Consider the following 26,539-nt stretch of genomic DNA (forward strand, 5'->3'; position numbering starts at 1 on the left):
ACGCAATCGTAGTAGCGCTCGCGTCGGAGAGCGCGAAACCGCTGGGTACCATGGACGTTGGTCCCTTACCGATGGAGACGATGCCATGCCTCGCCCAGAGCGGTTGCTGGATCCGTCATCGGGTCCGATCCAAGCCTTCGCAGTTGAACTGCGGAAGTTGCGCTCGGAGGCAGGGAACCCGAAGTACCTTCAGATGGCCCGCATCTCCGGTCGTTCCCGGACCGCCCTCTCGGAAGCGGCTGGCGGCGACCATCTCCCGACATGGGAGACCACGGAAGCCTTCGTCAAGGCCTGCCGAGGCGATGTCGGGGAGTGGCTGATCAGGTGGGAGAACGCCCAGGATCAGCTGTCACAGTGGGCAAGTCGCCCGTCCACGATGGCGGTGAGCGACGCCGCGATGGAGCGCCGGACGGATCCTCCGCCGTTGGCCGCGGATCGGGGACCGACTCGGTCGAGGTCCAGCTCGCAGGACAACGATGTCGCGATCTTGCTGCGGCTGTGGCAGGAGCAGCGCACACAGGGAAGGCAGTCCGAGAACCACCGTGCGGTGATGACAGCGGTGATTGTCATCGGAGCGTCCGGCGGGCTGGGTTACGTGGCAGCGCAGCCGGGCTCCAGCCCGATCACGGCGGCGGTGGGGATCGCGGTCGCGTTGCTGGGACTCTTCGGTGCGCTGATCTCGGCGAAGTACTACGAGCGCTTCAAGATGCACATGGACGCCGCCCAGCTCCTTCGCCGCCGGTTGGATGGCCTGTATCCCGACCTGTTGCTCGAGGACGATTGGGCGGCCAATCGACGACAGCACGAAGGCAGTTATCCGCTGATGTCTCGCATCCGGCTGGACCATCTCTGGATAGCGGTGCACCTCGGGATCTCCCTGCTGGGCGTGGTGGTTGCTGTTGTCGAATCGGTCCGTTGAACCTCTGCGACCAGAGTTCCAATCTGTTCGGGCGTCGATGCGGCAGATAGTCCGTCGCCGCGATCGGTAAACCGTCGCCAGCCCCCGACAACAGGATGACGGGATAGAACGGACCAAGAACGTGTCCGCTGGAGTTCATCCGCCTTCGGGGTGGCCGAACGTTGCTCGGCCCCGAGAAACGCCACGTTCGGATATTGGCAAGCAATGGCTGTTGGACTGAATGAGTCCGGGCGTAGTCCCGCTGTCGACCGGTGGATTACTTTCCGCCCACACGCAGTACGGCCGCGAATACACCGTGAGGGGACAGCAAGAGTGTTTACGGAAGCAACGCGGTACGCGCGTGTCGTCGTAGACGACGACGGTTCGGTGCGGACGATACTGCCGGCCGACCATCCCGGGATCGGTGACCCCGCTTACCGAAGTGAGCGTGATGCGGTCGCGCGTGCTGCGGCACACCACAGGTGGGGAGATCCCGCACCGGACATCCGGTACTCTGAAAGCTCCGAGAAGTGCTGGCGGACGATGTATTCCGCGCTGACCGAACGCCATCAGCGAAAGGTGCACCCCGAGCTCCTGCGGTCCGCCGACCGGTTGAACCTGCCCGCGGACCGCATACCTCAGATGCGTGAAGTCTCCGAGGTCCTGCGTCCACTGACTGGATTCGAATTCTCGCCTGCCGCGGGCATAGTGCCACTGAACGAGTTCTACTCGCCACTGGCGGACGGCGTCTTTCAAGCGACACAATTCGTCCGCCACCATTCGCAGCCGCTGTTCTCCCCCGAGCCCGACATGGCGCACGAAATCATCGGGCACGGCACCATGCTCGCCAGCGATGAATTCGCCGAGATGTACCGAATCTTCGGCCTGACCGCGAAGCGCCTGACAATGAATCAGTCCGCACTGCGCGTCCTGTCCCGCGTCTTCTGGTACACGATGGAGTACGGCGTGATTTCCCACAGCGGAGAAATTCTCGCATGCGGCGCCAGCCTGCTCTCCTCATACGGGGAGCTCGATGAGTTCCAGAACGCGATCATGCGCCCCGCCGACGTCGATGCCATGGTCGAGCAGGAGTACGGAACACATGACTATCAACCAGTGCTGTTCTTTACGGAATCCCTCGATGAACTGATGTCGTTCGTGACGAATTTCTGCGCCGATGTCTCTCTGCTCGGCAGTTAGATACGAACGCCCAGCCGCAGTTCCGCTCTCGGGTCAGCAGCACTCCCAATAAACAAGAGCTCGACAACAGAAAGGTGGAATTCGACGGTGGTACACAACCTCCTCGGGAACGCGACGGAAGTACGCGTGGACACTTCGGTCTTCGATTTGCAGCCAGATTTCCGACGTGGTGTTGTAGTCGCGCGGAAAGTCCGGAACGACCCATCTGCTCCCGGACTGGTCCGCAGGCTGCGCGCGGCAGAGCAACAGGTCCGGGGTTCGCTCGACATCGCGACGTTGGCTCAGATCGCACAGATCGTCGATTGGCGGAGTGCCTTCAAATCCTTCGGAGCCGATCCCGGAAAGTTCCGCGCGGCAGGCGAAGCGCTGATACGCCGAACGCTGGCCGGAAACCCTCTCCCGGCGATCTCCACTGTCGTCGACATCGGAACCGTGCTGTCCCTTCGCCACCTCGTTCCGTGCGGGGCGCATTCGCTCGACGACGTGAAACGTGAACTCCTGCTGACACGGGCCGTCGGCGACGAGACCTTCGTGCCCTTCACGAAGGAAGGCACCGTCGAACACCCCGAGGCGGGCGAGGTGGTCTTCGTCGACGACAGCCAGGTCGCCACTCGGCGCTGGGCGTGGCGGCAAGGTGCGCACACGATCATCAGACCGGAGACCGAGAATTTCGAACTGAACATCGACTGCCTGGGATCGACCACGGACAACCAGCTCCGCGCGGCGATGTCGGAGGCCGTCGACCTGATCAGGGAATTCTGCGGCGCGCCCGATATCTCGACCGGGGTCCTGGACAAGAACAATCCAACGTTCACCGTGCAATGACGCGGATGCGACGAGATCGCACGACTACCGAACCCTGCATTGGTGAATGCATGCTCCGGGAATGGATGATCCCTTCGCTCTCGACACGGCATCTGCGTCCAGCGGTATCGCCGACGAACCAACGCCTCGAAAGTCCGTCCGAGCCCGCAGGACGTTGTGGCCGAGGAAGTCTCGGCGTAGCGGGCCGGTTCCGCTGAATCGGTTGCGCGGGCGGCGGCGCCACAGGGAACGAAGCCGCCGCTCGCGCTGACCACCCGCCGCCGAATCGATCACCGGTCAGGCTGCGACGTAGAAGGTTCCGATACTCGGAGTCTGGAAACCGCCGACACCGGGCAGCGAAGCCGTGACCACCACCTGGCCCGCCCCGGTGACGATTTCCACCCGATCCCCAGACCAGCCGGTGACTGTTCCCGACGCACCGGTCGACAGGTTCTGCCAGGTGTAGACATACTCGTTGCCCGCTGGCACCGGATAGATCGCACCGCGCCCGTGCGACACCATCGGCTGCACCAGCGCGGCCCCGTTCGCGGGGTTGGCCGCAACGATCAGCCCGGGCACCTGCAATCGCGTTTCCGCCGGATAGGGAGCCTGCGCTGCCGCTGCCCCTCCCGACACCACCGCGATCCCGGCGAACACACCCGCAACCCCCAACAACGCCGAAGCTCCGACCGCTCGATGCATCTGCGCTCACCTCGTCCGTAGTTTCGAATACTCCGCGGTACATCCGAGCCACACAGCCGACCGTTACATGTCAGGCAAATCCACGGCAATCAATATCGAGCTGACCGGTAGCAGTCCAGCCGCTGGTGTCCTCATTCCTTCCCGCCCAGCGGTGCCGAGGTCAGCAGTCCGCACCCGTAGGCCTTCGACGGCACCACCTTCGGCCCAGCCTACGTCGGGGACTCCCGCGCCTACCTGTTGCGCGCCGGTGAGCTGTCCCAGATCACTCACGACGGCACCTTCCTCCAGGGTCTCGTCGACGCCAGCCACATCACCACCGAGCAGGCCCGAAGCCACCCTGGCCGATCCCTGATCATGCGAGCGCTCACCGGCGAACCGCTCACCCCAACTCTCGTGTCCGGGCGCGCCGCACCCGGCCATCGATTCCTGCTGTGCTCCGACGGATTGTCCGACGTGGTCACCGAAGACCGCATCGCGGACGTGCTGCGCGCAGGCACGGTGGACCAGTGGGCCGATCAACTGGTCGAGCCTGCGCTGCACAACGGCGAAACGGCGAAGGGCACCGAGAATCCCAGTTGGCACTTGCGTGGCGTTCATACCGGTGCACGTGCGGCCGCTCCGTTCTCCGCGGACACCACCACGGTGTGGTTCATCTCCGGCCGCTGTCGCGGGTCCATTTTCGTGGACCCATCGGTAATCCGCGATGGTCATGCCGCCTGGGTGCGGAACAGGTTCAGTTTGTAAGTTGTCGCCAGCGGTGCCCCGGCCGAAAAGCGCGAATCCGTAGCGATAGCGACGTGGCCAGGTGCGGGTCATGCCCGGCTGGGGCATGACTGACATGCGCGACTCCCGCAGGGTCCGCCCGCATTCCTCGAGTGAATCTGCCTTTCAGAATTTTGACAAGCGTCCGATTGTCCCGATGGCGCTCGCCGACCCTGACTGGCAGGGCAGGCACAGGCGGTGGTCGGCAGCACCGTCATCGTCGGGGGCGGGCAAGCCGGCGGGCAGTGCCATCGGGCTATTCATGAATCCGTCTCCTTCGGCCATTCGCTGACCGGATCGATCGCGCACGATACCCAGGTTGCCAGCGAGTACCACCCGCACACATTGTCGGGCTGTGACCGGCATCGCCGCCTACGGATGACTCAAGGACAGCACCGCTTGTACGTCCTGCTCTCCCGGCAACCACCGACCGAGCGCCTCCGACAACTCCGGGCGGGCGAAGTACCCGAAATGATCGACGGCGTGCGCGATATCGAAACGCAGCCGTTCCTGGATCGGCAACGACAGCCCGGACTCGGCCAATGCGCCGACGGTCGGCACCACCAGATCATTGTCCTCCCGGCCGAACACGAAATCGACGGCGCCGTCACCGACGATCCGGGACAGCGACGAGCCGGACGGCGGGTCGTAGTTCGCGGCCGCGGCGAAGTACCGGGCAGTGGTGCTCGCGGAACCGGTCAATGTCCGGGTGAGAAACTCACCTCGCGGGTTCATCGATGTCAGCCCGTCCACGCCGTCGCTGACACCGACGGCTATCTGTTTGACCAGCGCCAGCACGATGTCCAGGACATCGGTGACCGCGTTGTCGGGCAGTAGCCGCAACAGGGCGGTGAAACGGTTGACCAGCTGCTCGAGGCGTTCGACGTCGGCCAGCGCGGTGCCCGCATTCGGGGTGCCGACCAGCACCACCGACCCGACCCGCAGTACATCGGTGGTGCCCGCCAGGTCCGGACGCTCGCACGCCATCCGGGCGATGAGCCCCCCGCGGGAGTGACACAGTACGTCGACATCGAGGGCGGCGCCGCGCGCACGGAGATAGTCGGTGAACCATCGGATGTTCTGCTCGGGGGTCCGGGAGGCGGTGGGGTGATCGAACGCCAGCATTCGTCCGCCGTAGGCGGCGTCGAGGGTACGGACGGTCTCCACCGGTAGCCGACCGAATGCGGTATGGGTGGTGCTGAGGGTTCCGTGGACGACCAGCAGTGCGCGGCCCGCACCGAGCCTGCGCAGTTGCTCGGTTTCGAGCTCGGCAGTACGGGGTGTGTTGAAATCGTCCGGGGTGAAGGAGCGCGGTCGATGGGGGCGATATTGCTTCTCCAGTGCTTCGGCGAATCGCGCGCCAACCCAGCCTGCCGCCGTGCGAACGAGACGGAAGGCAAAGATCTCCAACAGTTTCACACCGATCGCACCCGCCAGCCCGCGGGATCCTGGGACATCGCCCGGGGTTGGCGGGACCACGGCCTTCGGTACCCGGAAGGTGACCTCACCTGCGCCCGACCTGGTCTGGGATCCCACTACGCGTTCCGGGAAATGCCAGGACAGCGCACCGTCCTCGGATTGGTAGAGCAGCACCTGGGCCCAACCCGGTCCGAGATCGGCAGCCCGCACTTCGATGTCGTCGGCGCCACCTGTGCCCCGGGAGCCCGCCGCCGGTGTCAGCTCCCGCGCATCGTGGATCTCGATGGCCAGTTCGGCCTCGATCTCGTTGCGCCGCAACGATTCCTCGAATCCCGGCCACAATGCCGCGGCCGCGACGCCGGCATCGCCCGACACCCTCGCGCGACCGATCAGGCCGGGCGTGCGCAGGGTCGTCGAGCCGCGGATCTCGACGGGACTACCGGACGGATCGAGCGAAGTTTCCTCGGGCACAGTTCGCTACCTTTCGGGGGTGATGGTGCGCAGAAGGGTGAGGCGAGGATGACCGAACGCCTGGTAGGCGATCTCGGTGGGCGTGGACCTATCGCCTGCGGCGGTGACCGCTGCCCTGGTGTACTCGGCCCGCATACGGCGTAGTAGTTCGGCGACGGGTACCGATTGCTCGCCATAGGCGTGCTGGTAGAACCATTCGGCGATCCGGGCGGCGTCGGCGTCGTCGACGCTCCAGATCGGTGCCACCACCCCCACTGCGCCCGTACGCAGTACGGCGGCGGCGAATCCGGCGTAACTGCCGAGTATCTGGTCGGCAGCCGCGAGTAGACAGGCATTGAGGAATACGAACGGCGAGGTGACATTGTTTCGTAGTCCGCGCACTGCCAGCGAATTCAGGAACACGGTGCGTTCTGTCCTTGGGTCCGGAATCACCAGGCCGTCCTCGCGTTGGCTCGGGTCGTAGTCACCGTGCATGGCCAGGTGTAGCAGGTCGACCGGACGTGCCCCGGTCAGGCAGGCCACGATGTCCTCACGAGTGGGCTCCACCGAGACGACCGGTGCGTAGGCCGTGGCGAAGCGGCGCGCCTCGGCCACTGCATGCGGCAACTCACGGAACCGGGTTCGCCATGCCTCGGGATACTCGGCGGCGACTACTGCGTGACGATGCACCAGATGCCGGTGGGTGTTGACGCCCCGGCTCCCGCCGTCGGTGCTGAACGGCCAGCGTGACATCGCGACGTGCGCGCCGAGGAACGGAGATTCGCCCCCGAAGGGGGTGCGCAGGGGCGGGTCGAGAACGGCCAGTTCCCATGGCACGAACGCCTCTTCGGTGAGCAACAGCAGAGTTGGCGGCTCCGCTCGCCCGTCGACCAGATCGCGCAGCACCGTCTGGATGCCGGTCGGGATGGCGGAGTGGATCACATCGCCGTACCCGGTGATCGTCTCGTAAGCGGACAGTCCATGGAAGTCGGCGGCCGAAGTGAGTCGACCCGTGCGCGTGGCCAGGTCGCGCGCCGACGCATCGATCGCGCCGCGCCGGTCGCCGTCGGCGAGCGTGACGTGCTTGCCGAACGGGTATGCCTCCCAGACGTAGATCTCGGCGTGTTCGTCGGCGCGGAAAAGCACCAGCAGCAGGTCCGGCGGCGCGCTTTCCAGCAGCGGCAGCAGGTCCAGCATGCGGTGCAGTGGGGCGCGCGGCGGAACAGTCCCGAGCCTGGCCCGATCAGTAACGGTGACGGTTCGGGAGGCGAGTCCCACGATCCGGTCGCCGAGTCGGTAGATCAGCCGGATGGTGCGTTCCGGTGTCAGTTCCGTTGCGGTGTGCGCGGTCAGTCGCACGGTCCGGGACGGATACGGGTCGGCGCTCGTCACCGGCAGGTCGATCGACGAGGACGCGTCGAGGGTGAACGATCGCGGGTCGACCAGGATGTCGACCCGCAGGTCGATCCGCTGCTGCGGGAACGGGATCCGCACCGGACCTGCCACGGTGGTCGCCGGGTCGTAGTGCGCGCCCAGCCCCACGGTGAGCGACACCGTGGTGTGCGCCAGGATCACGTCCGGAAGCTCCAAGCGTGGGTAGGGCGCGTAGTCGTCGGCGGTCACCGATTCGATGGTCCTGGACACGCGCGGCCAGGTCCGTATCCGGTTCAGCCATCCGGCTGGAGTCAGCTTCCGCAGATCACGGACGTCTCCCGCACTGGACAAGACATCGACGCCGCGACGACCGGTGGTGTCATCGAGTGGCTCCAGGCCACGGTGGACCGCCTGCCACAACGCTGTCGCGAAATCGTCGTCACGTCGCGCGGTTTCCTCGATCACCTCCGCGGCCCGTGTCCTCGCGTACCGGGAAGCACCAGCCCGGGTCCGGGCCTCGCGGAACAGCTGGTCGAGCGCGGGGTCGTCGGGCAAGGTCGCCGCGCACACTCCGTCCACCTCGTCGGCGATGGCGAGCAGTTCCTCTTCGGCCCGCGCCGCGGTGCCCCAGTCCGGCAAACGCCGGGTACGCGCGGCGACGAGCAGTTCCACGACGAGTTCCACGGTCGGCTCCGTTCCCTGCTTCTTCTCAGAACGCCCAGTAGTAGGACCACACCAGCGGATGCGAGTCGGTGATCTCGTTCGGCCACCTCCGCTGGCGATCGCCGTCGCGCCACTCGGCGAGCAGCCGCAGTTGCAATTCGCGCAACTGCCTGTCGTGTTCGGCGCCGGACCGCAGGTAGGCGACCAACTCGTCGTCCAGGTCCAGCGTGAACGCCACGTCGTCGACGTCGACCCCGGTTGCCACAACCCCCGACGCACCCGCGGCGAGACAGCCCGCCGCCAGGCCGATGCTGGCGCCGCCGTGTCCGCGCATCGACGAGCTCGAACAGCTGGACAGGATCACTCGGGCCGGCATCGGTATGAACGGCTCCCCCGTGCCGTAGCGACTGTGTAGTTCGGCGGCCACGATCTCGTCCTCGCCCGCGAGGCGCAACGTGGAATGCGCGGCGTCGTAGCCTTGCACCGAGTGCGAGCGGAAGAAGGCCAGCGAGCGCGGCAGGTTCTCCCTGGTCCAGGTCAGCGCGGCGGCCACGTTTTCCCTGGTGGCACGCTGGAGCTGGCCGGAATTCGTGGACCCGAGCGCGAAGTGCGCCGATGTCGCAGCGCGCATCTGCCCCGGCTGCAAAGTCCCGGTCGGATCGTCGCAGCAGATCGCGATCGGCAGTGGCGCACCGGGTTCGGGAGGCGGTGGCCGGCGGCTCTCCACTCCCTGCGAGCACCAGATTCGCAGGCAGCACGATTCCAGCAGCCGCTGTCCGGACCCGGCGATCGGCAGGATTGGCCACGGGACCACCGCGAGTTCAGGGGAGAAGGCCAAGGCCAGCCGCGGCACATCCGCGGACGAGTCACGAGCGGCGAGCACCGTCCGTACATCGTCCGGCACCAGCGCCGCCAGTGGCCCGGTCAGGGCGAGCTCGTTCGGTGACCCTGCCGTTGCGAGCAGATCTTGGGATCGCAGCCGCACGCCGTCGTCGAATTCTGTGAGCGCGAAATCGATTTCGGTACCCAACCCGGCGGGGACCGCCCCCGATGCCGCCTGGTCCGCGGTGAGCATCGACCAGTAGATCGTGTCGTCTTCGCGATGCACCCCGAGCCACACATCGATTCCTGCCCGGCGCACCGCGGCCCGCAGGTCGTCCACCACTGGGATCGGCGCGTGCTCCGGTTCGGCACGCGGTCCGGTCGGGGTGTGTCCGGTGTCGCGAGTGCCCGGCCGGTGCACAGTGGTCGCGTTGTAGCTGACCTCCAAGCTCTGGAAGATGATCGGTGGCACGATCGGTTCGTACTCCGCTCGAGATTCCGCGGCCTCGCTGTCGGAGTAGATGTCGCTGTCGACCACGTACTCCGCGGTCGCGTTCCACCGCGGTTCCTGCCGTTCGAGCGAGGTCGCGACCTCGCTGTCCACTCTGGCCCGTTCGATCAACACGGCGACCAAATCGTCGCGGCCGGTCCGCACCGCCGCGGCGAGCGCGGTGCGTCGGGCGCGGCCGAAATCCCGCCATGCGGCGCGGCGCAATTCCTCGTCGCATCCGGAGTAGCGGCTGTCGTCCTTGGCCTGCCATGCCTTCAGCGCGATCTCGAGCACGAGTTCGTGGTCCGGCGCCGGCGCGTCGAGCAGCAACTCCGCGAAGACCATCCGGACCTCGGCCAGTGCCCAGTCCGCCACCTCATGGTCCGTGCACCAGGTCATCGCCCGGCGAGCGATGTCGAGCGCTTCGGCCGATCTGCCCGCACGCGCCAGCAACTCGGTGACCGGGGAGACGGCGTAGGCGTAGGCGAGCGCGCTCACCGAGCGCATACCGGTCAGTGCGGCGTCGAGTTCGCCCAGGCGCACCGCCTCGTGATCCGCCAGCAGCACTCCCAGTGCGCGAATACACCGCGCGAATTCCGTTTCCCTACCCTCGAGTTCGGCCAGGACGAATCCGAGTGCTTCCCGATGATCGGCCCGGACAGCAGCCACGCACAGCCGTGCGAGAGTCAGTTCGGCCTCCCTCGACTTCCCATCCAGTCGCACCGCATACGCGTTCCAGTAGCCGTCAGCGGCCACGTCGTAGACGCCGAAGCGGAAATGTTGGGTGGCGAGCACCTCGAAGGTGCGAGCAAGGACAGGATGCCCGAGGGTCTGCCTGGCCCGAAGATTCTGCAGTGCCGACAGGCACAGTGCGGAGAATCCATTGGCGAGATCACCACCGTCCACCAGCGCGAGACCCTCGAAATAACTGCCATACATGGACAGTCGAGTCCGCCGACCCTTGTGGACCTTGCCGAAGGTCTCACCGTAGCGATCGAGCAGCGCGGCCATCCGCCGCGACCGGGCGGTGGACAGCTCACCGAACTCCGGCACCTGGCGCTGTCCGGCCCACCAGGCAAGGAGCAACAGTTCTCGCTCCCGGACTCCGTCGAGTTGCCGCTCACTGATCGGGTAGTCCTCGGTCGGCGGGTCCGCGCCGTCCACGGCGAGGTCGTCCAGATCGTACCGCTGCGAGAACCCGCGATCGTCGCCATAACCGCCGAAACCAGCCGTGGTGAACGTGATCGACATGAGCGCGCACGCTGCGGCATTGTCCACGGTGGCAGCGGTTTCCGCTGCTGCGGCGATGAGCCGCGCACACACCGGTGTGCCGCCGGTCAGCGGATGGGCAGGCAACGCCCGGACCAGATGCTCCACCAGGGCGAGTGCGGCGGGACCACCGCACGGCGCCTCGGGATCCTCACGCAGCAGCCGCGCCTCGGCGAGCAGGCATTCGCGCAACAGCGGCAGGTGACAGCGTGACAGCTGTCGGTAGGCGATGAGACCTTCCCCGGCGAGCCGGGCACCGGGTGCGTCCAGCAGGTCGAGCCGGGCATTCACTTCAATCACCGCTGTAACCGCTCGCTGGTGCGCGTCCAGCCGCAGCCATGCCGTGCGCTTCCCGCTCTGCAGGTCGTCGAGTTCTGCCAGTGCACTGCGCGGTCGCTGCTCTTTCATCCGCGCGTAGGCGCGCAGCAGTAGTACCGCGATCGCCGTTTCGTCACGATCGAGGTTCGTCACATCGAGCATCCGCGAGGCGTCGGACATGAGACCTCGGCCGATCATTCGACGCACGCCTCGTAGCGACGCGGGTGCGGGCACCGGCACCCGATCGACCGGTATCCGGTGCAGCCACCGGACCACCCCGTATCCGGCCGCGCCGAACACGACGGCCGTGCCTGTCGACACCGCGGGTACACCCACGATCACCAGCACGACGAACAGCCCGGCCGCAACGCCGAATCGCCCCCGCGCGACACACGCGATCATGAGGAAGAGCGCTCCCGCGGCGAGCAACGAAACCGGCGCGACCGTCGCCGCGGCCACCGGTCCGGTCAGGGCGCACAGATAGCCGAGCACGACCCTGACCGCGTGTCGATCGCTGTCCAGCACGAATCCGAGCCGTGGTACCCGCGTCGCCATCGCCGAGAACGGATGGGGTTGTGCTGTCTCGAACCGCACTCCACGGGCCCGTCCCGATTCACCCGCCACCAGCATCAGCTCGAGCAGCATGGTCATCAGCGCGACGAGCAGCGCCAGTGCGGCGCTGCCACACAACGTCGCGACCGCGCAGACCAGTGCCTGCACCGGCCACACGGTCACCCGTGTTCCCGACCACTGTGCGCCGAGCCGCTCGAGCAGTGGCGGACGATCATAGGGATGTCGGGCGATCACCACCCCAGCCAGCACCGCGGCCGGCACGAGATACCAGTGCTTCGGCGTCAAGACCGCCAGGATCATCATTACCAGAAACGCCCACCGGAGCAGCCCGAAAAGCGTGCCGCACAACGTACTCCACGTCCGCGCGAGCGGCGCTGCAGTCAGCGTGAACATCAGCGGCACCCGATCGGAACCGCCGGATTCGACGCTCCCAGCGGAGCCCGTCGGCGGCGACGCCGCGCATCCAGGTTCTTCGGCCTGATGCGATGCCTGTGCGAGGTTCTCCAGGGTGCCCAACTCGAAGCATTCAGCCATCACGTCCGCGGAGCGAACCCGGCCGGGCTCAGGCAGATCGGTGGTCAACACCAAGGTGACCGCGAGGATCCCTGGCGTGACATAAGGCAGGTCGTACAGTGCGCTCAACCGCCCTGCGTACCCGACAAGCTCGTCGAGATCGTCTAAACCAGGCCCCGACAGCGAATCTCGTGCCTCGGGATCCAACCGCACCATCGCGCGATCCCAACCCGGTTCACTCGCGTCCAGCGCCGTGATCAACCGCCGTCTGCCGGTGCCCGCGGTGAGTCCCCTGGCAAAATCGATGGTTCGCGCTGTTCGCTCATCCGGTGCGGCCGCTCGCATCTCGTTCCTCCCGCCGAGTTCCGTTCCACCCGTGCGAGAGCGGCCCTGTCACCCCGTTCACGCCTGGCTCAGCGTAGTCCGGGTTATGCCGCGACATCGACCGTTCGGGCCAGAAATGTTTGAAGCATCGCAGATTTGGGTACGGGTTCTCTCCCCCTCGGGGTGGCACGAGCACTCGAGCGCTGTCCGGAGCCTCAATCCGGGAGCGCTCCTGGGCACCTGGACCACGACGGGTGGCCAACCGAGGTGCTGGACCTATCCGAAAGTCCCTATGTAGTTGGAGCCTCCAGCTCCGCCGCCGTCGCCTGATCCACCTTGGCCGCCAACCGCCCGGTGTACCACGATTGAGCTGCCGCTACCCGTTGCTCCAGAGGAACCCTGCGCGGCGATTGCGGCAGCGGCGCCCGCACTTGTGCTGGTAGGCGTCGTGTTCGAGGGAGTCATAACGGCGAACGTACTACCGCCGGCCGACATACGCGTGCCTCACCTCGACCGAGAATCTGCACACCACGTCGCGCAACACGAGACTCCGATCCGTCTCGCGATCTCGAGAGTGCACGATCGCGGGGTGCTCGGTCCGAACGGGGCGGACAAACGACATCGATCGACGTCCTGACCACACTTGTAACGCTTCGCCGCAATAATTCTTCGCGCCAGACGACTACGCCGGTCGATGAGACGCGGTGAACGCCTCCGCCAGGCGGCGGGCCGCCACCCGCAGGTCCGCCGAGGTGTTGTTGCTGAAACCGAGGCGCAGGTGGTCGGTGTAGTGGACCGCGCCTTCGGGGTCGAAGTAGCGACCGAGGGAGAAATCGGTACCCAGGGCTCGGGCGCGGGTCTGGACGGCGGTCAGGTCCAGGTCGGGGTCGGTGGCGCGGGCCCACAGGAAGATGCCGCCTTCGGCGTCGGTGATGTCGAGGGTGCCGGGAAGAGCATCGCGCAGTTCGCCGGTGAGGGCGGCGGCGCGTTCGGAGTAGAGGGTGCGGGCGTGGGTGAGGATGTCGTCGAACGCGCCGGGGGTGTGCAGCAGGCGGGCGATGGCGGTCTGGGTGAGCAGGGACGTGTGCTGGTCGATGTTGGCGCGCAGCTGGGTGAGGCTGGGGCGCAACCATTCCGGGGTGACGAGCCAGCCGAGCCGCACCCCGGGGCCAAGGGTCTTGGAGAAGGTGTTCACGCGCACCACCGCGTCGCTGTCCAGGCTCAGGTCGTCGACCGGGTCACCGGCGAAGCGCAGGTCCCGGTACGGGTTGTCGGAGACCACGAGGAACCCGTACCGCTCCCCCAGCTCGGCGGCGCGGGCCCGGTCGACTGCGGGCAGGGTGGCGCCGGTGGGGTTCTGGAAGTCGGGGATCAGGTAGAGCAGTTTGATGCGCAGGCCGTCGCGCAGCCGCTGTTCGAGCGAATCGAGGTCGAGGCCGTCGGCGGTGACCGGCACCGGCACCACCCGCGCGCCACGGTGTCCGAGCACCCGCAGCGCCAGCGGGAAGGTGGGGCTCTCCACCGCGACGGTGTCGCCGGGGTCGAGGACCGCGCTGAACAGCAGGCTCAGGCCGTGCAGGGCGCCATTGGTGACGAGTACCCGATCGGGGTCGGTGCCTTCGTGGGCGGCGATCCACGCGCGCAGCGGTTCGATACCGGGCGCTGTCGAATACTGCAGGGCAGCAACGGATACCGCGGGGTCGGCGAGGGTTTCGGCGAACACCCGCTGGAGCTGTTCGGTGGGCAGGGCTTCGTCGCCGGGGGTGCCGCCGAGCAGGCGGATGGCGTCGGGGGCGAGTCCGGTGGGGGCGGGGCCGAATCCGCCGAGGGTGGAACGGCGGGTGGCGAGGTCGGACAGGACGGTGGCCAGGTCGGTGCCCGCGGCGGCAGTCACAGGGTTGCTCCTTCGATGGTGCGCAGAGTGGTGCCGGGGACGGCGGCGAGCAGTTCCCGGGTGTAGGGGTGAGTGGGGGCGGTGTAGATCTGTTCGGTGTCACCGGATTCGACGACGCGACCGCGTTCCAGCACCACGACGTGGTCGCACAGGTAGCGGACCACGGCCAGGTCGTGCGAGATCAGCAGCAGCGTGAGTCCCCGCTCGCGGCGCAGGCGTTCCAGCAGCCGCAGGATGCGCGCCTGGACCGACAGGTCGAGCGCGGAGACGGGTTCGTCGGCGACGACGAGCCGGGGATCGTTGGCCAGCGCGCGGGCGATGACGACGCGTTGCAGCTGTCCGCCGGACAGTTCGCGCGGGAGTCGGGTGGCGTGCGCGGCAGGCAGTTCCACCTCCTCGAGCAGTTGGCGCACCCGGGCGCCGACGGTGGTGCCGTGCAGGTCGACACCGTTGAGTTCGAGCGGTTCGGCGATGGACTGTTCGATGGTGAGCCGCGGGTCGAGCGCGCCGTAGGGGTCCTGGAAGACGTACTGCACGGCCCGCCGCCACCGCTTGGTCGCGGCCCGGTTCAGACCGGTGAGCGCGGTGCCGTCGTAGTCGACGCCACCGCTGTCGGGCCGATCCAGGCCGACGATCTGCCGGGCGAGAGTGGTCTTGCCGGAACCGGATTCGCCGACGATCCCGATCGCGGCCCCACGCGGCACGTCGAGGGAGACCCCGTCGAGCGCGATGTGGCGGGCCTTGCGCAGCTTGCCGGGCACCGCGACCGGGAACACGCGCCGCAGGTCGCGAACCCGCACCAGCGGTTCGGTGTCCGAGGACGACACCGCGGGCCGCGCGTCGCGGGTCAGCAGCGCGGGCGTGGCCGCGAGGAGTTCCCGGGTGTACTCGTGCTGCGGGCGGCCCAGCACCCGCCGGGTCGGCCCGGACTCCACGACCCGCCCCGCCGACATCACGTGCACCCGGTCGGCGCGGTCCCCGATGACGCCGATGTCGTGGCTCACGAGCAGAACCCCCAGCCCCAGTTCGTGTTTGAGCCGGTCGATCAGGTCCAGCACCTGCGCCTGCACACTCACGTCCAGCGCGGTGGTCGGCTCGTCGGCGATGAGCAGCGCCGGGTCACGCGCCAGGGCCAGCGCGATCACGACCCGCTGATTGAGCCCGCCGGACAGTTCGTGCGGGAACGCGCCTAGGGTCTTGCCGACCTTGTCGATCCCGACCGTGCCGAGCAGCTCCGCCGCCCTGGCGTGCCGGGCGCGGCGGCCGCGCAGGGTGCGCGGCAGTGCCTCGAGCACCTGGGTGGCGATGGTCAGGCGCGGGTTGAGCGAGGCGGTGGGGTTCTGGAACACCACGCCCACCCGGTCGGCCAGCACGCGGCGTCGTTCCCCGGCGGGCAGTTCGAGGAGCTCGGCGCCCGCCAGGCGCACCGACCCGGAGTCGACCCGCGCGCCGCGCGGCAGCAGGTCGGCGATGCCGAGGGCGGTCATCGTCTTGCCCGACCCGGATTCGCCGACCAGGCCGACGGTTTCGCCGGGCCGCACGTCGAGGGTCACCCCGTCCACCACGCGGTGGCGGTCCGGGCCCACCGAGACCCGGAGGTCGGTGATCGCCACGACGGGGTCGGCGGCGGTGTCGTCGCGATCGGGCGCGACCGGGAGCAGGGTTGTCACGAGATCGGCTCCTTCTCGAGGGCGGAGACCCGCGGTCCCGCGGCGAAACGTTCGGCCAGCGCGTCGCCGGTGAGCTGGAACCCGACGATGGCGAGCACGAGCGCGGCGCCGGGGAACAGCGCCACCCAGGCGGCGGTGTCGAGCCGGGCCTGACCCGCGGCGACCATCGAGCCCCAATCCGGCGTCGGCGGTTGCACACCCAGTCCGAGGAAACCGAGGCTGGATTCCAGCAGCAGGATGGCCGAGGCGTTGAGGGTGAACGCCACGGTGAACAGCGGCAGCACACTCGGCAGCAGATGCCGCACCGCGATGTCGCGGCGCCCGGCGCCGGACAAGCGCGCGGCCTCGATGAACGGGCGGTGCACCACCGATTGCGCGTGCCCGCGGATGACCCGGAAGGTCAGCACCCACGACCCCGACACCAGCACCACGATCAGCGGGCCCAGCGAGTTGCCGACGAACGACAGGATCACCAGCGCCAGCACGATCGTCGGAATCGCCAGCTGCACATCCGCCAACCGCCCGGCCACCGTGTCGACCCAGCCGCCGAACAGCGCGCCCGCCAACCCCAGGACCAGCCCGATCAGCGCGGCGACGACGGCGGCGATCGCGGTCACCCCCAACCCGACGCGGCCGCCGTGCAGGACGCGGCTGAACACGTCGCGCCCCAATTCGTCGGTGCCGAACCAGTGTTCGGCGCTCGGCGGCCGCAGCACCGCGCCGAGATCCTGATCGAGCGGCCCGTGGGTGGACAGCAGTGGCGCCGCGACCGACACCACCACCAGCACGGTGAGCAGGGTCGCCCCGAGCAGGCCCGCCACCGGCACCCGACCGGTCCGCGCGCTCACAGCGCGATCCTCGGGTCGAACACGGCCGCGAGCACATCCACGATCAGGTTGATCACCACGAACCCGATCGCGATCACCAGCACACACGCGATGACCAGCGGATAGTCCCGGTTCTGCACGGCGTTGATCGACAGCTGACCCACCCCCGGCCAGGAGAAGATGGATTCGGTGACCACCGCGCCGCCGAGCAACACACCGGCCTGGATGCCGAGGACGTTCAACGTCGAGCCCAGCGAGTTGCCCACCACGTGCCGCAGGGTCAGGCGCAGTCGGCTCAGGCCCTTCGCGCGGGCCGTGCGCACGTGATCGGACTCGAGCACCTCCACCAGTGCCGTGCGGAACACCCGCGCGATGGTCGGCACGAAGAAGGTTCCGAGGGTCAGCGCGGGCAATACCAGGTGCGCCAGGGTGCCCGCGCCCCGCGAGGGCAGCAGCTGCCAGGTCACCGAGAACAGCAGGACCAGCAGCACCGCGAGGAAGAATCCCGGAATCGCGTCCAGCACGGTCGCCAGCGACACCGGCAGGCGCCGCAACAGCGGCCGGCTGCTGGTCGCGGCGACATACCCGATCAGCCCGCCCGCGAGCACCCCGAACAGCAGCGCGGCCACACCGAGCGTGGCGCTCGGGGCGAGGCGGCTCAACGCCAGGGCCAGCGGATCGGCGTTGTAGCGCAGCGAATCGGGGAACTCGCCGCCCAGCACCGCTCCCACGAAGCGCACGTACTGTTCGTAAAGGGGTCGGTCGAAGCCGTAGAGGCGGCTGACCCGTTCCAGTTCCCCGGCCGGTGCGTCCGGCGCGATCAGCATGACCGCCGGGTTGCCGCTGCCGTACAGGGCGAAGAACACCACGGTGATCGCGCCCCACACCGCGACGACGCCCGTGCCCACCCGCCGGGCCAGGTAGCGCAGGTCCACGGGCAGGCGCAGCACCGGACCGGTGACGGCGGCGGTCACGTCGAACCACCGTAGGGGCGGCCCAGCAGGTTCCCGCGCAGGGTCGTGTCGGCGTACTCGGTGCGAAACACCCCGCGCCGCTGCAACTCCGGGACCACCGCGCGGGCCACGTCGTCGAACGCGCCGGGGAAATGGGTGGGCGAGAGCACATACCCGTCCACGGCTTCGGCCTCGAACAGGTGGATGAGCTGATCGGCGACCTCTGCGCCCGTGCCGACGATCTGCGGGGTGAACTCGCTGGCGCCGAAGATGCGCGCCACCTCACCGAGCCCGAGTTCGGTGTCGAGTTCCTCGCCGTTGCCCGCCGCCAGCCGGGTCAGGTTGTCCAGCAGGCGGACTCCCGCGGCCGCGTCGGTGGCGCGGGCGGCCACCGCCTCCCGGAACGACAGTTCGGGGTCCAGTCCGGTCAGGTCGGTGCGCACGAACTGCGAGAGGAACGCGATCGCGGCATCGGTGTCGATCAGGGTGGCCAGGAAACGCTGACGGGCCCTGGCGATCTCGGTGGTCTCCCCCACGATCGGCTGCACCGCCGCGATCAGCTTCACGCTGTCGGGGTCGCGGCCCTGTTCGGCGGCCAGGCGCCGCAGATCCTGGCGTTTGGCCCGCAGGTCGGCCTCGTTGTTCTCGATCGCGAAGATCAGTTCCGCCCACTTGGCGCCGAAACGGCGACCGCGCGCGGAGTCACCCGCCTGGATCAGCACCGGGCCGTCCTGCGGCGAGGGCGGCAGGGTGAGCGGGCCACGCACCTGCACGTACTTGCCGCGATAGTCGGGGGTGGTGACCTGATCGGTGTCGACGAACACCCCGGTGGCCTTGTCCGCGATCAGCGCGTCGCGCGACCACGAATTCCACAGCGCGACCGTGGCTTCCACCACCTCGTCGCCGCGGTCGTAGAGTTCCTCGCGGTCGAGCTCCTCCACGAATGGGAAGTTCGCCTGCGTCGGCTCTCCCTTGCTCATGATGATGTTCCAGGCCACCCGGCCGCCGCTGAACTGGTCGAGACTGCCCAGCGTGCGGGCCAGATGGTACGGGGCGTTGTAGCTGGCCGAGAGGGTGACGCCGATTCCGAGGTGACGGGTGGCGCCCGCGATCACCGCCGCCAGCTGTGTCGGCTCGTGCTTGATGCCGTTGCTCAGGCCGTAGCGGGCGAAATTCGGGTTGTAGGCGAGTGTTTCGGGGATGAACGCCATGTCGAACTTCGCGCGCTCCAGGGTGCGGCCGATGTCCTCGTAGAGGGCGCGGTCGTTGAAATCGCGTTCGGAGTACGGGTGTCGCCACGCGCCGACGTAGTGATTCGACGGGAACAGGATGTAGCCGGCGAGGAACAGTTGCCGCTTGCTCACTTCTTGCCCACTTCCTGCGCGAACAGGTACCGGTAGGTGCGCGGGGTCCAGGTGAGATCGGTGTCGATCAGCGAGGAGAACGTGCCGGGCCACAGGAACACGGTGTGCGCCTGATCGTGGTAGCGCTGGGTGGCCTGGTCGGCCAGGGCGCGGGCGGAGGCGGCGTCGGTGGCGGCCTGCAAGCGGTTCACCAGATCGTCGAACACCGGGTCGGTGATGTTGCTCTGCTTGTAGCGGGTCTTGCTGGTGAACGGGTCGAACACCGTCCAGGCGTTGCGGTACTGGCCGCCCCAGCCGATGTAGACCAGGTCAGCGGCCTGCTCGCTGGGCTGGTTCTGGCGCGAGAGCCAGGCCGGGAAGGGGGTTTCGGTGATGGTGATGGTGATGCCGACCGCGGCCGCCTGCTGCGCGACCGCCTGGGCGATGGCCGCGCCCGCGGCGTAGGTGCCCGAGGGGACGTCCAGTTCGAGGGTGACGTTCGGGAATCCGGCTTCGGCGAGCAGCTGCCGGGCCCGGTCGGGGTTGTAGTCGAACGCGCGCACCGCCGGGTTCGGCTCGTAGAGCGGCGGGGCCGTCACCTGACCGGGCAGCGGCTCCACCGCGCCCTTCAGCAGACCGTCGATGATGGACTGCTTGTCGATCGCGTGATTGAGCGCCTGCCGCACCCGCACGTCGGCGAGCGGGCCGCCCTTGTTCGAGTTGATCGAGATGACCTGCACCCAGTTGCTGTCCGACAGGCTCGACGCGTAGTTGTCGTTGTTGGCGAACTGGTCCAGGCTCAGCGGGTCGAGGTTCAGGGCGATGTCGACCTCACCGGCCTGCACCGCCGACACCCGCGCAGCCTCGGACGGCAGGATCTTGTACTCGACCTTCTCGAATGCTGGCTTGGTGCCCCAATAGTCCGGGTTGACGGTCAGCTTCGCGCCGTTCTCCAGGTCGATCGAGGACAGCAGGTAGGGGCCGGTGCCGATCGCCTCGGTGTTGAGATTGCCGGTCTGCCAGAACTTCTCGGTGGTGAGATAGAAGTTCCACAGTCGCGACGGCAGATCGATGGCGGGCGCTTTGAGCTGGAACACCACGGTCCGCTCACCCTCCGCGGTGACCGCCGAGGTGTAGGTCTTGAGTTGGGCGCCCAGCTGGCTCTTGGTCTGCGGGTCGAGCAGTTCGGCGAAGTTCCAGGCCACCACCTCGGCGGTGAGCGGGGTGCCGTCGGAGAATTTCACGCCCTCACGGAGGGTGAACCGCCACTGCAGCGGATCGGGGCTGGTCCATTCGGTCGCCAGGCGCGGCTTGGGTTCCCCCGTCTTCGGGTCGAGGAAGGTCAGCGCCTCGTAGACACTGCCCTTCACCGACCCGTCACTGTCGGGCGAACCGCCGTTGTGCGGGTTGAGACCGGTCATCTGCCGCGACAGCGCCAAGCGCAGCGTGTCGCCGTCGACGCCGGACTCGCCGCCGCCGAGGGCCGAACTGCACGCCCCGGTGAACAGGACGGCGCCGATCGCCAAGATCGCGGCCCAGCGGCGGCGGCCGCGGACAGGGGTAACGCTCATGGAATTTCGATTCTCCGATAACTCGATCGCTCGCACAGGCACACACCATCGGCAAGGAAGCCGACAGCTTTCACACAGGCGAGCAGAGGGGAAATCCGTTCGGACCCGAACGGATCATGGATGCACCGACGATTCGGCACCGATTACAAGCACAGTGGTGGAAACCGGCGCTGGCAGTCACCTCGCGCCGACAACGGCGCTAGTCGAATGCGCGGCCACGTACGGCCGGGAGCTGGGTCAGCGACAACAGAGCTGGGATGTGGTCGTCGCGCACCGGCACACCGAGCGGTGAGCACACGAGGACAGGTTGCCCATGCCGGCTCCTTCTCTGCGGTGAAATCACGACCGCACCCGCGATCCACCTGAAGTGTGCACAACCGCACCGGCGGGAACAACACGACTCGTCTAACAGATTCATTCAGTTTTCGTGAAACGACCACGTCGGGCCGACGGTGTCGAGCGCGGCACAGGATCTGACGACCGGTGGCGGCAGGACCGCGGTGTCGACGCCGACGCCATCATGGTGCTGACACCGCGAGGGCTGAACCGACAGGACCCGCTCGCGCACTATCCAGCGCTGACCACACCGCATTCGGCCCGCGAGGACCGTCGCCTCGTCATCGAGAGTTTCTAAACCCGCTTGATCAGGCGACTGCCCGCGCTCTGCCACCTTTCCCAGCGCGCCAACCGAATCGCCTCGTATTCGCCAGTGGTCTTCTCTGGCGTGGTGGTTCCACTGGGTCAAACTCGGCTGTCGCCCGGATCATCTCTGCGGATGCGGCCGACGCGAATTCAGGCGCGGGCGTGTCGAGCTCGTTCAGTTGGACTATGAACGTAACCTCATGCGATACACAGCGTAGGTTGTCAGCGTGTCACCACCGCGCTGTCGGCGGTCAGTGGTACTTCTGAATCCAGACGGCCGCGCCAAGAGCAGCCCAAGCGCCAAGTGGAGCGCGACATGGATTTCTTACACTGGGATTTGGGTCAGCAATCGAAGGGTACCGTCATTCAGGTCACCCTCAGTGGTAGCGCTGCCAACATCCGGCTGATGGATGGTCCCAACTTCAGGTCGTACCGGCGCGGGGATCGGCATCGCTACTACGGGGGGCACGTCACGCGATCACCCGCGCGCCTTACGATTCCGAACACGGGGCATTGGCACGTCGCCGTGGACTACGGCGGACTTGCGGGGCGAGGCAAAGCCAACGTGCAGGTTCTGCCAGGAAAGTTGCCAGTATTGCAGCGGCGATCAGCGGCCCCGCTCGATGACCTTGCCAGTTCGGTTGCTGCGATGAACCGCGCAGATGGAGAGCTCCTCGACAAGGACTGGGATGTCTTCATTTCCCATGCGCACGAAGACAAGGTGGAGATAGTCCGCCCCCTGGCCGCAGCTCTGCAAGCCGCCGGACTGCGTATCTGGTACGACGAGTTCGAGATGCGCATCGGCGATAGCTTGCGTCGCAAGATCGACCAAGGGATTGCCCGCAGTACCTTCGGTGTCGTCGTTCTGTCCTCAGCCTTCTTCGCCAAGAACTGGACTCAGTACGAACTCGACGGCATGGTGACGCGCAATGTCAGTGGTGAACAGGTGTTGCTACCGCTGTGGCACAAGATCACCAAAGCCGAGGTGATGAAACAAAGCCCGTCGCTGGCGGACAAGGTCGCACGCAGCACCGCCGACAGCACTCTCGAAGAGATCGCGGCCGAGATAGCCGAAGTCGTAACAGGCGCCAAGCAAACACCTGCGGCCTGATATCCCGTGCCGGTCGATCGGCCGTATTCTCATCCAGGTGTGCCTCCTGCTGTGACCACCTCGGGCGATGCGCTGTCGAGAGTGCGGCTGGCCTGAAGCAGCCCCATCTCGATAGTTAGATATTGCTCATTGAAGGTCGGCTGTTTCCAGACGCTCCCACTCTCGAGGCGCCGAGGTTCACGATGAGCCTTTTCCTGCTGCCTGCGCGCTGGTCGCCGACTGTCCTTGTCTGACCGCTTCTTACCCATCGGGTCTCTCTCGGAGGTATACGGACCCAGCATCGAGCCGGGCATGGCAGCTCGGTTCAGGCGGCTGGCATTGGCACGCTGTCATTGGGTATTCGCAGGGTCTCGTGTGCTCAAGCACTGCCACTCGGCGGTGAGCCTGATTCGACGGGCTGAGCGTCCATGTGCGCCCGCAACCTATCGAACGTGCGCACCTAGAAGTTCGGCTTCAGGAACGAACATATACACCGGATATACTCGACGGCGGAAGAGTCATTGAGCCAGGGACCCTAAACGCTAGGAGCTCCGTGCTCTCTCTCCTCATTCGCGGCTCGTCGCCATCATCGCCACTACTCCAGTCGGTTCGCCAGCTGTGGCCGACTCACCCAACGGCGGTCACGCCAGCCTCCGAGCCAGCTATCCCGGCGTCACGGACTTCGCGGTTGCTGAGCACAGTCCGACTCACGATGCCGGCCGCACCATTTCGTCACCGCCATGCCGGATGACCATGCAACAAGGCCTCCGCCAGATGTAGCACCTTCCGAACTCCAAGTCGTCTGCCCCAGCACCCCTCCTCTTCTCAGCAGACCCGCCGCCCGGGCACTGCTGCGCCTTCTGCAGTCCCACCGACCAGAAACCTCAGCACCGAAAGATCCCCACAGGAAGGAGACCTGATGCTGTCCGCAGAGATGGACAACGAATGGGCCGTCCTGGACGACCTTCTCGGGATCGAGACAGCGAACAACATCGACGCCACCACCGAGAACCTCGCCTTCTACGGACGCTGCTCCACCGAGGACAACCAAGACCCCGAGACCTCGCGTCGCTGGCAACTCGGCAACGCCGAGAAGTTCGTCAACGGCACAATCACCACCAGCTACTTCGATGTCGGGCAATCACGTTCGGTGCCCTGGCATCGCCGCACCCACGCAGCCCGGCTCCTCGAAGACCTCCGCGATCCTGACCGTGGTTGGACCGGCATCGTGGTCGGTGAGGGCACCCGGTGCTGGTTCGGTAACCAGTTCAGTCTCGTCGCACCACGCATCCAGGCCTACGGGGTTTCGATCTGGGTGCCCGAGCTCGGTGGCAAGTTCGACCCGAACAACGTCACCCACTCGATGATGATGAGCATGCTCGGCGGGCTCAGTGAGTCCGAGCGCCAGCATGTTCAGCAACGCACCCGGGCCAGTATGGACGCCCAAGTCCTCAATGAGGGACGACACATGGGCGGTCGGCCGCCCTACGGGTATCTCGTCGTCGACGGGCCTCCGCATCCCAACCCGAACCGGGCCGCGGACAATCTCAAGCTTCGGATCCTGTCCATCGACGCCGCGGCCGCTCCGGTCGTTCAACGGATCTTCCGTGCCTACCTCGACGGCCGAGGCGACAAGGCCATCGCCATCGAACTCAACCGGGAAGGGATCCCCTGCCCGTCCGCGCATCGCCCGGAACAGAACCGGCATCGTTCCGGCGACGGATGGCAGACTTCGACGGTCGCCGCGATCCTGCAGAACCCGCGCTACACCGGCTATGCGTTCTTCGGACGTTGGACCAAACACGAAGTGCTCCTGGATCCCGACGACGTCGCCGCCGGGCACGTCATCCGGTTCAAACGCTCACCCGCCGAACGGATCATCCGATCTCGACGGCCCGCACACCCAGCGATCATCTCCGTCGAGACTTTCACCGAAGCGACCCTGCTGCGTCGCCAACGCGCCGGAATGAGTAACCGATCCCGAAGCCGCCTCGAACGGACCCGCACTACCCGCACGACCACGCCCTACATGTTCCGCGGACGTATCCGCTGCGACCTGTGCAACCGCAAGATGCAAGGCGAACTGCTGCGCGGAACGGTCTACTACCGGTGCCGCGCCTCGACCCTCGCACCCGAAAGCCCAGCACTCAAGCACCATCCACGCACGGTCAACTTGCGCGAGGACCACCTCATCGAACCCATCGATACCTGGCTGGCGACCCTGTTCGATCCAGAACACCTCGATACCACCGTCGCCGCCCTGCTCGAAGCTAACAACGACGAAGATGGCGATGCTCGCCGGTCAGCCCTGCGACTCAAAATCCAGCAGGCGCAAACGAAGATCGACCGACACCTCGCGGCGATCGAGGCCGGCGTCGATCCGAAAGTCGTCGTCGACGCCTTGAACACAGCACAGGCCGACAGAGCATCCGCCGAGGTGGAGATCAACAACCTGCCCAAGACCGAGAAGTTGACCGAGACCGAGGTTCGTAAGCTCATCGGCTCACTCGGCAATGTTCGGCTCGCACTCGCGAACGGCGCCCCGGAACACAAGCTGGAACTCTACGAAACGCTGATGGTCCAGGTGCGGTACTCGCACCTGGACCATCGAGTTAATGTATGCGCAAACATCGTTGTGTTTAGCACTGGTGTCCGGAGGGGGACTTGAACCCCCACGCCCTAATACGGGCACTAGCACCTCAAGCTAGCGCGTCTGCCATTCCGCCACCCGGACTTGCTGGTGTGCCAAAAGATTATCCGACGTGGTTCCGGAAACCAAATCGCCTAGGTGAGCTGGTGTTTTGCCCACTGGGCCCACTCCTGGTTCATGCGGTGGAAGCGTTCGCCCCATTCGAGGGCGAGGCGGCCGTTGGTGGCGAGGGGGGTGTCGGGCCAGTCGGTGGTGGTGGCGAGAGTGCGGAGGGTGGCGAGGGTCGCGGCGGAGCGGGATTCGATGGCTTCCAGGTAGGCGGTGGCCTGGGCGGGGGTGAGAGTGCCGAGGAAGAAGACGCGGAGGAGGGTTTCGTTGCGGGTCACCGGCTTGGGGGGTGTGTCGGTGAGCCAGTGGCGGAGGTTGGCGAGGCCCTGGGGGGTGATCGTGTATTCCTTGCGACCGCGGGGACCTTCGTCGGAGACGGTGATGTGGTCTGTGGCAGCCAGTTTGGTGAGTTCGGTGTAGATCTGACTCTGGGTGGCGGGCCAGACGTTGGCGAGGGATTCCTTGAAGTTCTGGATCAGGTCGTAGCCGCTGGCGGGGTGGTCGGCGAGCAGGCCGAGCAGGGCGTGACGGAGACTCATGCCGACACCCTACCTTCCAGTATTGACATGTCACTGGTGAACTACCTAGTTTTGACATGTCAGAAGTGGAATGTCGCGGTCGAGCGGCGGGAATCCAGGGAGTTGTCACCATGTCGTACCTGCGCATCTTTGCCCCGTGGATCGTCTACGCGGTGGCGCCAGGGGCCTACTGGCAGTGGGCGGCGCTCGCCGCGGCGGTGCTCGCGCTCACCGAACTACTGGTGCGCAGGCGCGGCGGGGCGGGCTTCGACGCGTTGATCATCGAGAGCGGCACGGTGGTGTTCTTCGCGGGACTGAGCGTGCTCGCGTTCATCGATCCCGACACGGCCCTGCACCCGTACTCCCCCGCGCTCTCCAGCGCCGCGCTCGCCCTCATCGCGGGCACCTCACTGGCGATCCGGCAGCCGTTCACCCTCGGGATCGCCAAACAGACCACACCCCGGGAGGTTTGGGGTCATCCGCTGTTCGTGCGCACCGGGTATGTGCTGACGTCCGTGTGGACGGCGAGTTTCACGGTCGGCGCTGTGGTGTTGGCACTGGTGGCCCACGCGGACACCGTGCTGCGGATCGCGGCGCAGGCGCTCGCCTTCGCGGTGCCGATGGTGTTCACGGTCCGGTACGTCGCGCACATCAAGACCGAGGTCGCGGCGCGGCGGTCCGCCTGACCGCCG

General features: G+C 66.8%; 19 protein-coding genes and 1 tRNA gene. 8 read left to right on the plus strand and 12 right to left on the minus strand.

The genetic code is table 11. From position 1 onward, the window contains the following. Positions 1–382: 382 nt before the first annotated feature. From ACFVVM_RS09750 to ACFVVM_RS09760, 3 genes are all read left to right on the plus strand, one after another. Positions 383–919, plus strand: coding sequence for a hypothetical protein (locus ACFVVM_RS09750; protein ID WP_387615418.1), 537 nt, complete (start codon positions 383–385; stop codon positions 917–919). Positions 920–1,123: 204 nt separating this feature from the next. Next, positions 1,124–2,098, plus strand: a complete 975-nt coding sequence (locus tag ACFVVM_RS09755; RefSeq protein WP_387615420.1) for a phenylalanine 4-monooxygenase — start codon at positions 1,124–1,126, stop codon at positions 2,096–2,098. Positions 2,099–2,224: 126 nt separating this feature from the next. Next, entirely contained in the window at positions 2,225–2,923 is a 699-nt protein-coding gene (locus ACFVVM_RS09760) for a B3/4 domain-containing protein (RefSeq protein WP_387615423.1), read from the plus strand. 276 nt (positions 2,924–3,199) lie between these two features. Here ACFVVM_RS09760 and ACFVVM_RS09765 read toward each other — a convergent pair whose 3' ends face one another. Further along, a complete protein-coding gene (locus ACFVVM_RS09765) occupies positions 3,200–3,559 on the minus strand; it encodes a hypothetical protein (RefSeq protein WP_387615426.1) in 360 nt (119 codons plus the stop codon). A 399-nt stretch (positions 3,560–3,958) separates the two neighbouring features. Between ACFVVM_RS09765 and ACFVVM_RS09770 the strand changes: the two genes are divergently transcribed. Next, positions 3,959–4,348 carry a PP2C family protein-serine/threonine phosphatase gene (locus ACFVVM_RS09770; protein ID WP_387615428.1) on the plus strand — a complete coding sequence of 130 codons (390 nt, stop codon included), beginning with the start codon at positions 3,959–3,961 and terminating at the stop codon, positions 4,346–4,348. A gap of 390 nt (positions 4,349–4,738) precedes the next feature. Here ACFVVM_RS09770 and ACFVVM_RS09775 read toward each other — a convergent pair whose 3' ends face one another. From ACFVVM_RS09775 to ACFVVM_RS09815, 9 genes are all read right to left on the minus strand, one after another. Continuing rightward, complete coding sequence (locus tag ACFVVM_RS09775; RefSeq protein WP_387615430.1) at positions 4,739–6,256, minus strand: esterase/lipase family protein; 1,518 nt, start codon at positions 6,254–6,256, stop codon at positions 4,739–4,741. A gap of 6 nt (positions 6,257–6,262) precedes the next feature. Then, positions 6,263–8,293: a CHAT domain-containing protein gene (locus ACFVVM_RS09780; RefSeq protein WP_387615433.1), complete on the minus strand. Its 2,031-nt coding sequence runs from the start codon at positions 8,291–8,293 to the stop codon at positions 6,263–6,265. A 25-nt stretch (positions 8,294–8,318) separates the two neighbouring features. Continuing rightward, positions 8,319–12,029, minus strand: coding sequence for a CHAT domain-containing protein (locus ACFVVM_RS09785; protein WP_387615435.1), 3,711 nt, complete (start codon positions 12,027–12,029; stop codon positions 8,319–8,321). A 1,234-nt stretch (positions 12,030–13,263) separates the two neighbouring features. Beyond that, on the minus strand, positions 13,264–14,475 hold the full coding sequence (locus ACFVVM_RS09790; protein ID WP_387615437.1) for a PLP-dependent aminotransferase family protein: 1,212 nt from the start codon (positions 14,473–14,475) through the stop codon (positions 13,264–13,266). Next, positions 14,472–16,145, minus strand: a complete 1,674-nt coding sequence (locus ACFVVM_RS09795) for a dipeptide ABC transporter ATP-binding protein (protein ID WP_387615440.1) — start codon at positions 16,143–16,145, stop codon at positions 14,472–14,474. The genes ACFVVM_RS09790 and ACFVVM_RS09795 overlap by 4 nt, the downstream gene beginning before the upstream one ends. Then, complete coding sequence (locus ACFVVM_RS09800; protein WP_387615442.1) at positions 16,142–16,993, minus strand: ABC transporter permease; 852 nt, start codon at positions 16,991–16,993, stop codon at positions 16,142–16,144. The genes ACFVVM_RS09795 and ACFVVM_RS09800 overlap by 4 nt, the downstream gene beginning before the upstream one ends. After that, positions 16,990–17,946, minus strand: a complete 957-nt coding sequence (locus ACFVVM_RS09805; protein ID WP_387615444.1) for an ABC transporter permease — start codon at positions 17,944–17,946, stop codon at positions 16,990–16,992. Before ACFVVM_RS09805 ends, ACFVVM_RS09800 begins: the two co-directional genes overlap by 4 nt. Further along, positions 17,943–19,289: an NtaA/DmoA family FMN-dependent monooxygenase gene (locus tag ACFVVM_RS09810; RefSeq protein WP_387615447.1), complete on the minus strand. Its 1,347-nt coding sequence runs from the start codon at positions 19,287–19,289 to the stop codon at positions 17,943–17,945. Before ACFVVM_RS09810 ends, ACFVVM_RS09805 begins: the two co-directional genes overlap by 4 nt. Continuing rightward, positions 19,286–20,839, minus strand: coding sequence for an ABC transporter substrate-binding protein (locus tag ACFVVM_RS09815; RefSeq protein ID WP_387615450.1), 1,554 nt, complete (start codon positions 20,837–20,839; stop codon positions 19,286–19,288). The genes ACFVVM_RS09810 and ACFVVM_RS09815 overlap by 4 nt, the downstream gene beginning before the upstream one ends. Before the next feature lie 427 nt (positions 20,840–21,266). Between ACFVVM_RS09815 and ACFVVM_RS09820 the strand changes: the two genes are divergently transcribed. From ACFVVM_RS09820 to ACFVVM_RS09830, 3 genes are all read left to right on the plus strand, one after another. Further along, positions 21,267–21,473 (plus strand): hypothetical protein, encoded by a 207-nt coding sequence (locus ACFVVM_RS09820; protein ID WP_387615453.1) that lies wholly within the window; start codon positions 21,267–21,269, stop codon positions 21,471–21,473. Positions 21,474–21,797: 324 nt separating this feature from the next. Continuing rightward, on the plus strand, positions 21,798–22,592 hold the full coding sequence (locus ACFVVM_RS09825) for a DUF1883 domain-containing protein (RefSeq protein WP_387615456.1): 795 nt from the start codon (positions 21,798–21,800) through the stop codon (positions 22,590–22,592). 898 nt (positions 22,593–23,490) lie between these two features. Then, positions 23,491–25,239 carry a recombinase family protein gene (locus ACFVVM_RS09830; RefSeq protein WP_387615459.1) on the plus strand — a complete coding sequence of 583 codons (1,749 nt, stop codon included), beginning with the start codon at positions 23,491–23,493 and terminating at the stop codon, positions 25,237–25,239. On the opposite strand, the gene ACFVVM_RS09835 is transcribed toward ACFVVM_RS09830, so the two are convergent. Together ACFVVM_RS09835 and ACFVVM_RS09840 are read right to left on the minus strand one after the other, a co-directional pair. Then, positions 25,218–25,305, minus strand: a tRNA-Leu gene (locus tag ACFVVM_RS09835). The two genes, ACFVVM_RS09830 and ACFVVM_RS09835, sit on opposite strands and share 22 nt — an antisense overlap. A gap of 50 nt (positions 25,306–25,355) precedes the next feature. Next, complete coding sequence (locus tag ACFVVM_RS09840) at positions 25,356–25,868, minus strand: PadR family transcriptional regulator (protein ID WP_387615462.1); 513 nt, start codon at positions 25,866–25,868, stop codon at positions 25,356–25,358. Between the two features lie 110 nt (positions 25,869–25,978). On the opposite strand from ACFVVM_RS09840, the gene ACFVVM_RS09845 reads away from it, so the two are divergent. Next, a complete protein-coding gene (locus ACFVVM_RS09845) occupies positions 25,979–26,533 on the plus strand; it encodes a hypothetical protein (protein WP_387615465.1) in 555 nt (184 codons plus the stop codon). Positions 26,534–26,539: the final 6 nt, after the last annotated feature.

The sequence above is a fragment of the Nocardia sp. NPDC058176 genome (assembly GCF_042883805.1).
In the GTDB taxonomy this organism is placed as follows: Bacteria; Actinomycetota; Actinomycetes; order Mycobacteriales; family Mycobacteriaceae; genus Nocardia.

Coding starts and splice junctions, on each gene's coding strand:
- ACFVVM_RS09770 (WP_387615428.1), top strand. CDS start 3,959: ATGCGAGCGCTCACCGGCGAACCGCTCACCCCAACTCTCGTGTCCGGG.
- ACFVVM_RS09830 (WP_387615459.1), top strand. CDS start 23,491: ATGCTGTCCGCAGAGATGGACAACGAATGGGCCGTCCTGGACGACCTT.
- ACFVVM_RS09840 (WP_387615462.1), bottom strand. CDS start 25,868: ATGAGTCTCCGTCACGCCCTGCTCGGCCTGCTCGCCGACCACCCCGCC.
- ACFVVM_RS09815 (WP_387615450.1), bottom strand. CDS start 20,839: ATGAGCGTTACCCCTGTCCGCGGCCGCCGCCGCTGGGCCGCGATCTTG.
- ACFVVM_RS09825 (WP_387615456.1), top strand. CDS start 21,798: ATGGATTTCTTACACTGGGATTTGGGTCAGCAATCGAAGGGTACCGTC.
- ACFVVM_RS09755 (WP_387615420.1), top strand. CDS start 1,124: ATGGCTGTTGGACTGAATGAGTCCGGGCGTAGTCCCGCTGTCGACCGG.
- ACFVVM_RS09845 (WP_387615465.1), top strand. CDS start 25,979: ATGTCGTACCTGCGCATCTTTGCCCCGTGGATCGTCTACGCGGTGGCG.